The organism is Mycolicibacterium parafortuitum (assembly GCF_002086815.1).
Lineage (GTDB): Bacteria > Actinomycetota > Actinomycetes > Mycobacteriales > Mycobacteriaceae > Mycobacterium > Mycobacterium parafortuitum.
Window position 1 is genome coordinate 526,399 of sequence record NZ_MVID01000001.1, and the last position, 13,805, is coordinate 540,203.

Here is a 13,805-nt window from a genome sequence, read left to right on the forward strand (position 1 = left end):
CGCGGCATGACCCGTATCGCTGCGTTCGACGACGACGCCCTTGCCGATCTCGACGCCGTGGGCCTGGCGCAGGCGCTGGGTGCGGGGACCGTCTCGGCGGCCGAACTCGTCGAGGCCGCGATCGCCCGCGTCGAGAAGGTCGATCCGGCGCTCAACGGTCTGGTGTACCGGGCTTTTGACCGGGCCAGGGCGCGCAGCCGCCAGCCCCGCCCGTACGGCGGCTTCTTCGATGGGGTGCCGACGTTCGTCAAGGACAACGTCGCGGTGGCCGGGATGCCGACGATGAACGGCACCGATGCGTGGGATCCGGTTGCCGAGCGTGCCGACGGCGACTTCGCCCGCGCGTTCCTCGGCACGGGCCTGGTGCCGTTGGGCAAGACCCGGCTGTCGGAGTTCGGGTTCAGCGCCGCAGCCGAGCACCCGCGGCTCGGACCGGTGCGCAACCCGTGGAACACCGATCACACCGCGGGTGCGTCGTCGTCGGGGTCGGGAGCGTTCGTCGCCGCCGGTGTGGTCCCCATCGCCCATGCCAACGACGGCGGCGGTTCGATCCGGATCCCGGCCTCCTGCAACGGGCTTGTCGGTCTCAAGCCGTCGCGGGGTCGGCTGCCGCTGGACGCCGATGTGCGGCGGATGCCGCTGCGCATCGTCGCCAACGGCGTCGTGACCCGCTCGGTGCGCGACACCGCGGCGTTCTATCGCGAGATGGAGAGGATCACCGCCAACCCGGCACTGCCGCCGATCGGTGACGTCACCGGTCCGGCGCGGCAGCGGCTGAGGGTGGCGGTGTGCACCCACTCCATCTCGCGGGAGGCCGGCGTCGAGGTCGTCGAGGCCACCCTCAAGACCGCGGCGCTGCTGGAACGGCTCGGCCACCAGGTGACCGTGATCGACAACCCGGTGCCGCAGCGATTCCTCGACGACTTCCTGCTCTATTGGGCTTTCCTGGCGTTCGCGCTGGTGCGCGGGGGCAAGCGCACCTTCGGTCCGAGCTTCGACCGCACCCGGCTCGACAACCTCACGCTCGGTCTCGACCGGCACGCCGCACGCAACCTGCACCGGGTGCCCGCCGCGACGGCACGGCTGGCCCGCGTGCGGCGGGTCACCACAGCGCTGTACACGGCGCACGACGTGCTGCTTACCCCGACACTGGCCGACCCTCCGCCGCGGGTCGGGCACCTGGATCCGACCGCATCCTATGAGCAGATCATCGAGCGCCTGGTGGACTGGGTCGCGTTCACGCCACTGCAGAACGCGACCGGGGAACCGGCGATCTCGCTGCCGCTGGCGCAGTCAGCCGCCGGGCTTCCGATCGGAATGATGTTCGCCGCGCCCGTGGGTCGGGAAGCTCGCCTGCTGGAACTCGCGTTCGAACTCGAAGAGGCGCAACCCTGGCCGCGCCTGCCCGCCTGACGCCAAGCGCCCTGCGGCCCGAGGGGGTCAGACCGCAGGGCGCAGTACATGGCCGCAGATGCCGCCGTTTCGAAGCATATGCTGCTGATACGCGCCCAGCCTAAATTAACTGCTCGGAAAATAGAAGAGCCGGATGTGTCCTAATTCCCGGACGCCGTCTTATGGCTCACAGCCGCTGCTCCGGCCCCTAACGAAAACTATTGACGAACAAGTCTTTTGGTGCACATTCCGGACATCCCGGCGTCGCCGTGGTGCGCCGGGCGTGGCGGAACGAATTTGCTGCGCCCGATTGCGCGGTCGCCTCGGTCAAAAAGCGTGACATCCCGACGTAACCGGTACCGCCACGAGTTAACGTGTCCGAGACCGCGCGCTCCTGTGGGTGAAACTTTTGACTCCCACCATCGCTTCTCGTGGAGACCAGTCGGGCCGGCACCGTGCCCACGGCAGCGCGCTCACCGCAGATCCCGGTCGGATCCGGTAATACCTTCACATGCCTGATTCGGTTCGCACTGGCCAACATTCGGCGCCGTCCCGAACGCTTCGTGCTGGCCGTGCTCGGAATCGCGCTGGCGATCGCGTGTGTGACGGTCGTGCGCACCATCTCGGCGAGCTTTGCGACGACGGGGGAGGAGTCGGTGGCCGACGTGCTCGGCGACGCCGCACTGTGGGTGGTGCCCGCCGCCGGGGTGCGCTACGACCCCACCGCGCAGGCACTGGTCGCCGACGGGCCCGTCCCCGCGATCACGGTTCCGGCAGGATGGAGCGCGACCCGGGTCGCCTCCGGGGTGATCGATCTCGACGGCGAATCGGTGGCATTGCGCGGATCCGACGAGATTCCGAGCGGCCGAGCGGAGTTGGGCAGCGCACTGGCCGATCGCCTCGCGGTGTCGGACGGGGATGTGCTCACCGTCGGCGATCAGCATCTCACCGTGGCGATCACCGGCGACGGCCAGTCCATGACGGTGCCGGCGGTGCCGGCACGCTCGCTCGTCGGCGACAACGGATGGTGGGTCGTGCACGCACCCCCGGGACTGGAACAGCGCCGCGATCTGGGGGCGACGTTCGGTGCCGCGGTCGGGCTGCCCTCGACACCGGATCCCGCGGTCCGGCCGGACCCGGGCGGTGAAGGGCTGATCTACGACACAGTCGGAGGATCGGGGCCGCTGACCTTCGCCCAGAAGTACTCCGCGTTGTTCTCCGGGAAGGTCACCGGGTCGACGCTCGGCCTGATCTCGACGATCGGCCTCGGCCTGGGATTCGTCATCGCGGTCTCGTCGTTCCTGGCCGCGGTCACGGAGCGACGCCGGGAGTTCGGGATCATGTCCAGTATCGGGCTGGCCGACGAAGTGCTGTACTTCTTCCTCGTCGAATCCGCCGTGGTCTTCCTGGCCGCCTACCTCATCGGTGTGTGCGCTGCCGGAGTTGCTGTGGCACTGGTCATTCCGAGTATCGCCTCGCTCGGTGCGTGGCTGCAGGGCGCTGCGCTGACGGCGATGTTCCTGCCTGCGATGGCCATCGTCGGTGCGCTGGTCCCGGTGCACCGGCTGCTGCAGCAGCGGCCGGTGGCACTGCTGGAGGACAGGTGATGAGCGCCCGCGCGGGCGCCCGTCGCGGGCTCGCCTACGGCTGGCTGGCGGCGCGCCGCCGGGCCCGGGACATGGTGCTGCCCGCTGTCACCACGGCCACCGGCGCGTTCCTGGTCGTGCTCGTCTTCGGGATGTCCGCCGGCATCCGCGCCCAGTCGGCGTCTCTCGGCCACGCCGCCGAGATCTCGCGCGCCGTGCTGCTGATCGCGGTCACCGTGCTGCTGGTCGGTGTCGCCGAGGTCGCCGTGGCCACCACCCGTACCGTCGCCCATCGCACCCGCGAACTCGGGGTGCTGGCGGCCACCGGTGTGCCCCGGGCCCCGGTCGTGGCCGCGCTACTCGTCGAACCCGTCGTGTCCGCCGTCGTGGGTGCCCTGGCCGGGGCGGCACTGGCGGTCGGCACCGGTGCGGCGCTCGGAATGACCGGGCTGGTGGCCAGCGGCGTGTCGTATCCGGGGCTGGCGTACGGCGCCGCCGTCGCGACCGCCGTCAGTGTCGTGGCCGCGCTCGCCACCAGCATCATCCCGACCTACAGGGCCGCCTCCCGGCCACCGGTCCGATCCCTCGCCCAAGGAGGCTGACCATGACCACGCTCGACGAATCAGCCCGCACGCCAACCGAAGACGGTGCCGCGGGCACACCGGTGATCGAGATCTCGGACGTCTGGAAGCTGCACAAACTCGGCGACGAGGTCGTCAAAGCTCTGATGGCGGCCGAATTGACCGTGATGCCGGGCGAATTCGTGTGCCTGATGGGTCCGAGCGGCAGCGGGAAGTCCACGCTGCTCAACATCATCGGCGGACTCGACCGCCCCACCAAGGGCCGCGTCACGATCGCGGGCACCGACACGGCCACGCTGACCGAGAGCCAGTACGCGGCGCTGCGCCACGACACCATCGGGTTCATCTTCCAGAGCTACAACCTGATCCCGTTCCTGTCGGCCGTCGAGAACGTCGAGCTGCCCCTGATGTTCGAACCGTATGACCGAAAAGCTCTGCGCCAGAGGGCCGTCGATCTCCTCGAGCTGGTCGGCCTGGGCCACCGGATCAACCACCAGCCGACCAAGATGTCCGGCGGCGAGCAGCAGCGCACCGCGATCGCGCGGTCCCTGATCAGCAACCCGACCCTGGTGCTCGCCGACGAACCGACCGCCAACCTCGACCACCGCACGGGCGAGACGGTGGTGCGCATGCTGCGCGACCTGTGCTCCACCATGGGCGTCACCGTGGTCGCGAGCACCCATGACCCCACGGTGGCCGACGAAGCGAGCCGTGTCGTCCGGATGAAAGACGGACAGATCGTCAACTGACCGAGCAAGGGGGAGTTACGACATGACACAAACGGAGCCCGTGCCGCCGACGGCCGAGCGTGACAAGCTGATGACCACCGAGCTGGTTCCCGAGCAGATCCTGCCCAAGGTGATGACCACGTTCGGGCTCACCGCCGCGTACGTGTTCATCATCTGCTGGATCACCGGTTCCTCGGTGATGGCGGGCGGCGGCTGGACCGCGATCCCGATGTGGGTGCTCGGCATCCTCACCTTCCTGGTCCCGGCGGGCATGGCCGTCGTCGAGCTCGGCAACCTGTGGCCGGGGCAGGGCGGGGTGTACATCTGGGCCACCCGGACGATGGGCGAGACGTGGGGTTTCATCGGCGGATACCTGTCCTGGGTGCCGGTGATCCTCAACGCGGCATCCTCGCCCGCGGTGGTGCTGCAGTTCCTGCTGCTGGCCTTCCACGCCGAGCTCGGCCTGACGGTGAGCATCATCCTGCAGCTGGTGATCCTGTGGACGGTGATCGGGCTGGCGCTGGCGAAACTGGCGGCCAACCAGAAGATCATGAACATCGTCTTCGTCGTCTACGGCATCCTGACGTTGACGATCTTCATCTCGGGGCTGCTGTTCGCGGTCGACAACGGCTCGGCCACGCCGTTCAGTTGGGCCGAGGCGACCATCCCGAACTTCGCGGTGGCCGGCTTCCTGTACGGCACGGTGCTGCTGTACCTGCTCGGCGTCGAGACCCCGTACAACATGGGCGCGGAGTTCCTGTCGGTGCGCAAGAGCGGGCCGAAGATGATCCTGTGGGGGTCGGCCGCACTGGTGGCCATCTACCTGCTCACCACGCTGGGCACGATGATGGCGTTGCCCGGCGACCAGATCGATCCGGTGACCGGTGTGGTCGGCATGCTCGACGTCGCCGGATTCCCCGGCCTGATGGAGATCTGCGCCGTCGTGCTGGCGTTCATCGTCGTGGTCGCGCTGATGACCTACCAGGTCGCGTACTCCCGGCTGATCTTCGTGTCCGGGCTGGAACGCCACCTGCCACGCATCTTCACCCACCTCAACCCGCGGACCCGCAACCCGGTGACCGCCGTGCTGATCCAGGGCGTGATCTCGTCGCTGATCCTGGTTGGCCTCTACTCGCAGAGCAGCATGGCCAACGTGACGGTCTACCTGCAGGGCGGTCTGTCCACGGTGTGGCTGATCTCCGGGTTCTTCTTCCTGATCCCGGTGGTCATCGCGCGCAAGAAGTACGCGGATCGCTATGCCAACGAACAGTTCTGGCGCATTCCCGGCGGCATGACCGGCGTCTGGATCACGGTCGTCGTCGGCACGCTCGCCACCATCGGCGGAATCTATTACTCGTTCGTCACGCCGTGGATCGACGTGCCGCAGGCCACCTGGATGACCTGGGTGGGCCTGATCAGCCTGGGCATGTTCGCCCTCGGGCTGACGGTCTACATCTTCGGCAGGCGTTCGGCCCACAAGGTGAGCCAGGAGGACGCGCTCGCCCACCTGGCGGTTTTCGACATCGACAAGAAAGCAGAGGAATCAGCGAAATGACACTCGAGGACACCAGGCTCGGCGCGGACCCGGCCACCGGCCATGGTCGCCATCCGCTCGACCCGCTCACCGGCGCGGAGATCGAAGCGGCGGCGGCGGTGGTGATGTCCTCCGAATATGCCACGCAGACGTTGCGATTCGTGATGATCCAGCTGGCCGAGCCGGCCAAGACCCCGACGCTGACCTTCGATCCGGACGTTCAGGTGCCGCGCCGGGCGTTCCTGTCGATGTACGACGCGAAGACCATCTACGAGGCCGTCGTGGATCTGAGCGCCCGCGTCGTCGAGAGCTGGACCGCGGTGCCGGGCCGGTTCCCGTCCTACCTCGTCGAGCACATGACCGGCGTCGAGGAGAAGGTCCGCGAGGACCCGCGCTGGCAGGAGGCGATGCGGCGACGTGGTGTCACCGACTTCAGCCTGGCGATGATCGACCCTTGGCCCGCAGGCTATTACGGGCCGCAGGACGACTACGAGAACTCAGCGCTGATCTGTCGGCCGCTGACGTTCGTGCGGGCCGCGCCGGGGGAGAACGGCTACGCGCGGCCCGTCGAAGGCCTGATCGTGAGGTTCAACCTCGACACGATGTCGGTCATCGACATCGAGGACCACGGCGTGGTGCCACTTCCCCCGAAAGCGGGCAACTACACGTCGGAGTTCATGTTCGACACCGACAACCGGCCGGCGTTCGGCGAATTCCGCGACGGCGTCAAACCTCTGGAGATCGTGCAGCCGGACGGGCCCAGCTTTTCCGTCGACGGCTGGCGTGTGACGTGGCAGAAGTGGTCGCTGCGCATCGGCTTCAACCCTCGCGAGGGTCTGACGCTGCACGACGTCAGCTACACCGACCGCGGCACGGTCCGCCCGATCATGTACCGCGGCGCGCTGTCGGAGATGGTGGTGCCCTACGGTGATTCGTCGCCGACGCACTGGAACAAGAACGTCTTCGACATGGGCGAGGTCGGAATGGGCTTCTCCGCCAACCCGCTGCGGCTGGGCTGTGACTGTCTCGGTGAGATCCACTACTTCGATGCCACGGTCAACGACTCCGACGGCAACGCGGTGACCATCCCGAACGCGATCTGTATGCACGAGGAGGACTACGGGATCTCCTGGAAGCACACCGATTTCCGCACCGGGGAGGTCGAGGTGCGGCGCTCACGGCGACTGGTGATCTCGATGATCTGCACCGTCGGCAACTACGAATACGGATTCTTCTGGTACTTCTACAACGACGCGTCGATCGAAGTCGAGGTCAAGCTCACCGGCGTGCTGACCACCGGTGCGGTGCCCGACGGAGAGACACCGCGGTGGGGCAAGATGGTGGCGCCCGGCATGTACGGGCCGAACCATCAGCACTTCTTCAACTTCCGGCTCGACATGAACGTCGACGGCCCGGGAAACAGCGTGTACGAGGTGGATTCGATTCCCGAGCCGGATCCGGAGCTCAACCCGCACCACAACGCGTGGATCACCCGCGACACCCTGGTCGCCTCGGAGGCCGAGGGGGCGCGGAACTGGGAGCACTCGACGGGCCGCTACTGGAAGGTCGTCAACCCCAGCAAGCTCAACGAACTCGGCAGCCCGGTCGGCTACAAGATCATGCCCAAGGACGTCGTCCCGGTGATGGTGCAGGAGGGGTCGGTGATCTACGACCGCGCCCGGTTCGTCCAGCACAACCTGTGGGTGACGCGCTACGACCCGGACGAGCTGTACGCCGCGGGCGACTACATGTACCAGTGCGCCGAGGCGCAGGGACTGCCGCAGTACGTCGCCGATGACGCGCCACTGGAGAACACCGACGTGGTGCTCTGGTACACCGTGGGCGCACACCACGTGGTGTGCCCGGAGGACTGGCCGGTGATGCCGTGCCACTACACCGGGTTCAAGCTCAAGCCGGTCGGCTTCTTCGACGGCAACCCGGCGCTGGACCTGCCGCCGTCCCCGCCGAAATCCTGCCACGCCGGGTAGCCGCGCCCGCCGCGGTCAGGGTTTGACCGTGTAGTGACTGGAGATCGCGACGCGGTTGAGCGCGTTGATCGCCACCGCGACCCAGCGCAGCGTGGCGGCCTGCTGTGCGCTGACGGCGCTGGTGTCGTCGTCGCGCGCCGGCGCGGCGATGTGGGTGATGTCCTCGGCGATCGCCAGCGCCGCGCGCTCGGCGGGGGAGAAGTAGCCCGTCTCCCGCCACGCCGACAGCACGGCCAGCCGATCGGCCGTCTCCCCTTTGGTCACCGCGTCGCGGGTGTGCATCCGCAGACAGAAGGCGCACCCGTTGAGCTGTGAGACCCGGATCCGGACCAGTTCCAGGGTCAACGGGTCGACGCCGGCGGCCAGTGCGGCCGCGTCGGCCTGCTCGGACAGCAGGATGGCGGTCTTGTACGCGTTGGGTGCGGCGTTGCTCAACATGGTCCGGGGCTCAACATGGTCCGGGTCGCCATGGCGGTCTCCTTCGGTGGGCGTCGGTCACAGAGAAGACGAGACAAGCGGCACGAACGTGACGGTGGGCGGCGACGAGCGTGCGCGGACTGCCGAGGCGCGCGGCGTGTCGGGGCGCAGACACGCGCGCTCGCGGTGCAACGGGCCCCAATTGCCAGCGGATGGCGCGGGGTTTGGCAGGATTGGGGTGTCGTCTTGTCGAGGGCAACCTCGTCTGCGGACCGGAAGGAGCCCGATGGCGGAACCAGTCGCCGACCAGACCCCCGTGCACAGGCCCGGCTTTTCCAGGGTGCTGCTCAAGCTGGGCGGTGAGATGTTCGGCGGCGGCCAGGTCGGACTCGATCCCGACGTGGTGGCCCAGGTCGCGCGCCAGATCGCCGAGGTGGTGCGCAGCGGTGCCCAGGTCGCGGTGGTGATCGGCGGCGGGAACTTCTTCCGCGGCGCCCAGTTGCAGCAGCGCGGTATGGAGCGAACCCGCTCCGACTACATGGGCATGCTCGGCACGGTGATGAACAGCCTTGCACTGCAAGACTTCCTGCAGAAGGAAGGGATCGACACCCGCGTGCAGACCGCCATCACCATGGGGCAGGTCGCCGAACCGTACATCCCGCTGCGCGCGGTGCGGCATCTGGAGAAGGGCCGCGTGGTCATCTTCGGTGCGGGCATGGGCCTGCCCTACTTCTCCACCGACACCACCGCGGCGCAGCGCGCGCTGGAGATCGGTGCCGAGGTGGTGCTGATGGCCAAGGCCGTCGACGGCATCTACACCGACGATCCGCGGATCAACCCGGACGCGGAACTGCTCACCGCGATCACCCACCGCGAGGTCATCGACCGCGGTCTCAAGGTGGCCGACGCGACGGCGTTCAGTTTGTGCATGGACAACGGAATGCCGATTCTGGTGTTCAACCTGCTCACCGATGGCAATATCGCTCGCGCGGTCGCAGGTGAGAAGATCGGAACGCTGGTCACCACGTGACCGGCGGGCGACAGCGACGGGAGATTACACAGTGATCGACGAAACCCTCTTCGATGCCGAGGAGAAGATGGAGAAGGCCGTGTCGGTGGCACGGGACGACCTGGCGTCGATTCGTACCGGCCGTGCCAACCCGGCGATGTTCAACCGGATCCACATCGAGTACTACGGCTCGCCGACCCCGATCACGCAGCTGTCCAGCATCAACGTGCCCGAGGCGCGCATGGTGGTGATCAAGCCCTACGAGGCCAACCAGCTGCGGCCCATCGAGGACGCCATCCGCAACTCCGACCTCGGCGTGAACCCGACCAACGACGGCAACATCATCCGGGTGTCCATTCCTCAGCTCACCGAGGAGCGCCGCCGCGACCTGGTCAAGCAGGCCAAGTCCAAGGGCGAGGACGCCAAGGTGTCGATCCGCAACATCCGCCGTAAGGCGATGGAGGAGCTGGCGCGCATCAAGAAGGACGGCGACGCCGGCGAGGACGAGGTGACCCGCGCCGAGAAGGACCTCGACAAGAGCACCCACCAGTACACCAGCCAGGTCGACGAACTGGTCAAGCACAAGGAAGGCGAGCTGCTGGAGGTCTGAGGATGACCGACCAGCACTCGACTCCCGTGGAAGCCAAGCCGGTCGACGAGCCGCCGAAAAAGTCGTCGCGCGCTGGCCGCGATCTGCCCGCAGCAATCGCCGTCGGCGTCGCCCTCGGCGGCGGACTCATCGCGATCCTGCTCTTCGCGCCGTACCTGTGGCTGGCCCTGGTCGCGGCCGCGGTCGCGATCGCCACCTTTGAGGTCTGCAGCCGCCTGGGTGAGGCCGGCTACCGGATACCGATGATCCCGCTGCTGGTCGGCGGGCAGGCCACCCTGTGGTTGACCTGGCCGTTCGGCCCGACCGGCGCGCTGGGTGCGTTCGCCGCCACCGTCGTGGTGTGCATGATCTGGCGGCTGGTCGGACAGGGCCTCAACCACACCCCGCAGAACTACACGCGCGACATCTCCGCCACGGTGTTCGTCGCTACCTGGGTACCGCTGTTCGCGAGCTTCGGCGCGCTGCTGATCTATCCCGACGACGGCGCCAACCGGGTCTTCTGCCTGATGCTCGGCGTCGTGTTCTCCGACATCGGCGGCTACGTGGCCGGGGTGCTGTTCGGGAAGCACACCATGGCCCCGGCGATCAGCCCCAAGAAGTCCTGGGAGGGGCTGGCCGGATCACTGCTGTTCGGCGTCACGGCGTCGGTGGTGGCCGTGGTCTTCCTGCTGGACAAGCCGTGGTGGGCCGGCGTCGCGCTGGGCCTGATGCTGGTGCTCACCGGAACGCTCGGCGACCTGGTGGAATCGCAGTTCAAGCGCGATCTCGGCATCAAGGACATGAGCAACCTGCTGCCCGGCCACGGCGGCATGATGGACCGCATCGACGCGATGCTGCCGTCGGCGGTCGCCACCTGGATCGTGCTCACGCTGTTGGCCTGAGCGCCCGTCAGCAGGGGATACTGGAGCGCAGTCATGCCGAATCCACTGCCGCTCGTCTTCGATGCCCCGCGCCGCGCGCTGCCGCCGCGGCACTTCGCCGACCTCACCGACGCCGAGCGCGCGTCGGCCGTTTCCGACCTCGGGTTGCCGGCGTTCCGGGGCAAACAGCTGGCCAACCAGTATTTCGGCCGGCTGATCGCCGATCCGCAGCAGATGACCGACCTGCCCGCGGCGGTCCGCGACCAGGTGGGTGCCGCGCTGTTCCCGCCGCTGCTGGAGCCCGCTCGCGAGATCGAATGCGACCGCGGCGAGACCCGCAAGGTGCTGTGGCGGGCCAACGACAAGACGACGTTCGAGTCGGTGCTGATGCGCTATCCCGACCGCAACACCGTGTGTATCTCGTCACAGGCCGGCTGTGGGATGGCCTGCCCGTTCTGCGCGACCGGCCAGGGTGGTCTGAAGCGCAACCTGTCGACCGCCGAGATCCTCGAACAGGTCCGCTTCGCCGCCGCGGAACTGCGCAACCGCGACGGTGGCAGGCTGTCGAACATCGTCTTCATGGGCATGGGCGAACCGCTGGCCAACTACAACCGGGTGGTCGCCGCCGTGAAGCGGATCATTGCCCCGGCACCCAACGGCTTCGGCATCTCGGCACGCTCGGTCACGGTGTCGACGGTCGGGCTGGCGCCGGCGATCCGCAAGCTCGCCGACGAGAAGCTCAACGTGACGCTCGCGCTGTCGCTGCACACCCCCGACGACGAGCTGCGGGACACGCTGGTGCCGGTGAACACCCGCTGGAAGGTCGACGAGGTCCTCGACGCGGCGCGCTACTACGCCGATGTGACCGGGCGCCGGGTGTCGATCGAGTACGCGTTGATCCGCGACGTCAACGATCAGCCGTGGCGCGCGGATCTGCTCGGTAAGAAGCTGCACGGCAAGCTCGGCCCGCTGGTGCACGTGAACCTGATCCCGCTGAACCCGACCCCGGGCAGTGAATGGGACGCCAGTCCCAAACCTGTCGAGCGTGAGTTCGTCCGCCGGGTCCGCGAGCGCGGGGTGTCCTGCACGGTGCGCGACACCCGCGGTCGCGAGATCGCGGCCGCGTGCGGGCAGTTGGCCGCTCAGGGCTGAACCGCGCCCGGCCTGTTGACGAACCAGACGTTGTCCTCGCGCAGATGGCGGCTGCGCCAGCCGTCGGGCGTGCGCACCAGGTCATGGAAGTAGTAACCGCCACAGCTGCTTTGCTCGGACATGCCGGGCAGTTGCATCGGGTTGTAGAACATCGCGCGCACGGTGGCGGTGTCGCCGTCGGGATCCGCTGTGAAGCCGGTGATCTCGACGTTGGTGATGTAGTGCATCGTCCACGGGATCGCCTCGAACGCCTTGCTGAAAAGGTCGGCGATCTCGTCGCGTGAACCCGGCGGGATACCGGCCGACGAGTAGTCGATCCGCGCGTCCTCGGTGAACACCGAGCGGTACAGCTCCCAGTCCTTGGTGTCGACACCGCGGGCATAGCGGCTCAGCAGTGCCCGGATCTCCAGTTCGTCGGCGACCGTCGGAACCTCGCTCATCCGATCACTGATCCGGCATGCCAATGGTTTTGGCGTCGAGGTACTCCTTGTAGCCCTCTTCGCCGTTGCGGTAGCCCAGGCCGGACTGCTTGGTGCCGCCGAACGGGCTGCCGATGCCGAAGTGGCTCTTGCTGTTGATGGTCACGTTGCCGGTGCGCATGCGGGTCGCGATGTTGAAGGCCCGCTCCAGGTCCCCGCCGCTGACCTCGCCGGACAGGCCGTAGATCGTGTTGTTGGCGATCGCGACGGCCTCGTCGTCGCTGCCGTAGGGGGTCACGGTCAGCACCGGGCCGAAGATCTCCTCCTGGGCCACCTGCGAATCGGGATCGACGTCGGCGAGCAGCGTCGCCTGCGTGTAGTAACCGACCGGCAGGTTCTCCGGGATCCCGCCGCCGGTGACCAGACGTGCCCCCGAATCGACACCGGATTTGATCAGGCCCAGCACCTTCTGGCGCTGGGTGTCGCTGATCTGCGGGCCCTGCATGACGCCCTGGGTCCACGGGTCGCCGACGGGGAAGTTCTCCATCATCGTCTTGAGGATCTCGATGCCCTCGTCATAACGACTGCGCGGCAACAGAATCCGACTCGGCAGGATGCAGGACTGGCCCGACATCACGCATGCCATCATCGCGGCCATCGACAGCGCGGTGTTGAAGTCGGCGTCGTCGAGCACGATGTGGGCGGACTTGCCGCCGAGCTCGAGCAGCGTCTTCTTCACCGTCGGCGCGCCGGCGGCCAGGATCGCCCGCCCGGTCGCCGTCGAGCCGGTGAACGTGATCATGTCCACCCGCGGGTCGGCCGACAGCGCGGCACCGACCTCGTTGGCGTTGGAGACCACGACGTTGAACACCCCGGCGGGAATGTCGGTCTCCTCGGCCACGATGCGGCCGTACTCGGTGCCTGACCACGGGGTCAGCTGAGCGGGCTTGAGGACCACGGTGTTTCCGGCCATCAGCGCGGGCACCGTCTCGGCGATGTTGAGGTAGAACGGCACGTTCCACGGCGTGATCGCGCCGACGACGCCGACGGGCTCGTAGTGGATCTTGCGCCGGGCCGGGCCGAGCGGGGTGTCGTGCAGGCCGTTGTCGACCAGGTAGTCGAAGTTCTTGCCGTGCTCGGCCCAGTGCTTGACTTCCTCGATCGGGCTCTCGATCTGGCTGCCGGTCACCGTCACCGGGCAGCCGACCTCGGTGATCAGGATGCGGCGCAGGCGTTCCTTGTTGCGCTCCAGCGCGTCGTGCAGCTGGGTCAGGCAGTGGTAACGGAAGTCCAGGTCGCGCGACCAGTCGGTCTCGTCGAACGCGCGGCGCGCCGCCCCGACGGCGCGGGCCATGTCGTCGACGGTGCCGTCGGTCGCCGTGCCCGCGACCTGCTCGCTGGCCGGGTGGATCACGTCGAATGTGGCGCCACTGCCGGTCAATTGCAGTTCGCCGTCGATCAGCATGCGCTCGTCGCCGGCGAGCACCCCGGTCTCGGTCTCCGTTGTCGTCATCGCCACAGCATTACAA

The 13,805-nt window shown here is 67.7% G+C and carries 13 protein-coding genes; 10 read left to right on the forward strand and 3 right to left on the reverse strand.

From position 1 onward, the window contains the following. Positions 1 to 6 precede the first annotated feature (6 nt). The 6 genes from BST38_RS02450 to BST38_RS02475 all read left to right on the forward strand — a co-directional run bounded on the left by BST38_RS02450 (position 7) and on the right by BST38_RS02475 (position 7,809). Positions 7 to 1,413: an amidase gene (locus tag BST38_RS02450; protein ID WP_083141619.1), complete on the forward strand. Its 1,407-nt coding sequence runs from the start codon at positions 7 to 9 to the stop codon at positions 1,411 to 1,413. Between the two features lie 410 nt (positions 1,414 to 1,823). Next, positions 1,824 to 2,999 carry an ABC transporter permease gene (locus BST38_RS02455; protein ID WP_083141620.1) on the forward strand — a complete coding sequence of 392 codons (1,176 nt, stop codon included), beginning with the start codon at positions 1,824 to 1,826 and terminating at the stop codon, positions 2,997 to 2,999. Continuing rightward, positions 2,999 to 3,580 (forward strand): FtsX-like permease family protein, encoded by a 582-nt coding sequence (locus BST38_RS02460; RefSeq protein ID WP_083141621.1) that lies wholly within the window; start codon positions 2,999 to 3,001, stop codon positions 3,578 to 3,580. The genes BST38_RS02455 and BST38_RS02460 overlap by 1 nt, the downstream gene beginning before the upstream one ends. A gap of 2 nt (positions 3,581 to 3,582) precedes the next feature. Beyond that, positions 3,583 to 4,308, forward strand: coding sequence for an ABC transporter ATP-binding protein (locus BST38_RS02465; protein WP_083141622.1), 726 nt, complete (start codon positions 3,583 to 3,585; stop codon positions 4,306 to 4,308). Positions 4,309 to 4,330: 22 nt separating this feature from the next. Beyond that, positions 4,331 to 5,842: an APC family permease gene (locus tag BST38_RS02470; protein ID WP_083141623.1), complete on the forward strand. Its 1,512-nt coding sequence runs from the start codon at positions 4,331 to 4,333 to the stop codon at positions 5,840 to 5,842. Beyond that, entirely contained in the window at positions 5,839 to 7,809 is a 1,971-nt protein-coding gene (locus BST38_RS02475; RefSeq protein ID WP_083141624.1) for a primary-amine oxidase, read from the forward strand. The genes BST38_RS02470 and BST38_RS02475 overlap by 4 nt, the downstream gene beginning before the upstream one ends. Before the next feature lie 15 nt (positions 7,810 to 7,824). On the opposite strand, the gene BST38_RS02480 is transcribed toward BST38_RS02475, so the two are convergent. Beyond that, positions 7,825 to 8,247, reverse strand: a complete 423-nt coding sequence (locus BST38_RS02480) for a carboxymuconolactone decarboxylase family protein (RefSeq protein ID WP_083141625.1) — start codon at positions 8,245 to 8,247, stop codon at positions 7,825 to 7,827. 265 nt (positions 8,248 to 8,512) lie between these two features. On the opposite strand from BST38_RS02480, the gene pyrH reads away from it, so the two are divergent. Genes pyrH through rlmN form a run of 4 tightly spaced genes read left to right on the forward strand, consistent with a single transcriptional unit; the run spans position 8,513 to position 11,857 of the window. Further along, a complete protein-coding gene (gene pyrH / locus BST38_RS02485) occupies positions 8,513 to 9,256 on the forward strand; it encodes a UMP kinase (RefSeq protein ID WP_083141626.1) in 744 nt (247 codons plus the stop codon). Positions 9,257 to 9,287: 31 nt separating this feature from the next. Beyond that, a complete protein-coding gene (gene frr, locus BST38_RS02490; protein WP_083141627.1) occupies positions 9,288 to 9,845 on the forward strand; it encodes a ribosome recycling factor in 558 nt (185 codons plus the stop codon). Positions 9,846 to 9,847: 2 nt separating this feature from the next. Beyond that, complete coding sequence (locus BST38_RS02495) at positions 9,848 to 10,726, forward strand: phosphatidate cytidylyltransferase (RefSeq protein ID WP_083141628.1); 879 nt, start codon at positions 9,848 to 9,850, stop codon at positions 10,724 to 10,726. A 33-nt stretch (positions 10,727 to 10,759) separates the two neighbouring features. Beyond that, positions 10,760 to 11,857: a dual-specificity RNA methyltransferase RlmN gene (gene rlmN / locus BST38_RS02500; RefSeq protein ID WP_083141629.1), complete on the forward strand. Its 1,098-nt coding sequence runs from the start codon at positions 10,760 to 10,762 to the stop codon at positions 11,855 to 11,857. On the opposite strand, the gene BST38_RS02505 is transcribed toward rlmN, so the two are convergent. Continuing rightward, positions 11,848 to 12,297: a nuclear transport factor 2 family protein gene (locus BST38_RS02505; RefSeq protein ID WP_083141630.1), complete on the reverse strand. Its 450-nt coding sequence runs from the start codon at positions 12,295 to 12,297 to the stop codon at positions 11,848 to 11,850. The genes rlmN and BST38_RS02505 overlap by 10 nt on opposite strands. A 4-nt stretch (positions 12,298 to 12,301) precedes the next feature. Continuing rightward, a complete protein-coding gene (locus BST38_RS02510) occupies positions 12,302 to 13,789 on the reverse strand; it encodes an aldehyde dehydrogenase family protein (RefSeq protein ID WP_083141699.1) in 1,488 nt (495 codons plus the stop codon). Between the last annotated feature and the right edge of the window lie 16 nt (positions 13,790 to 13,805).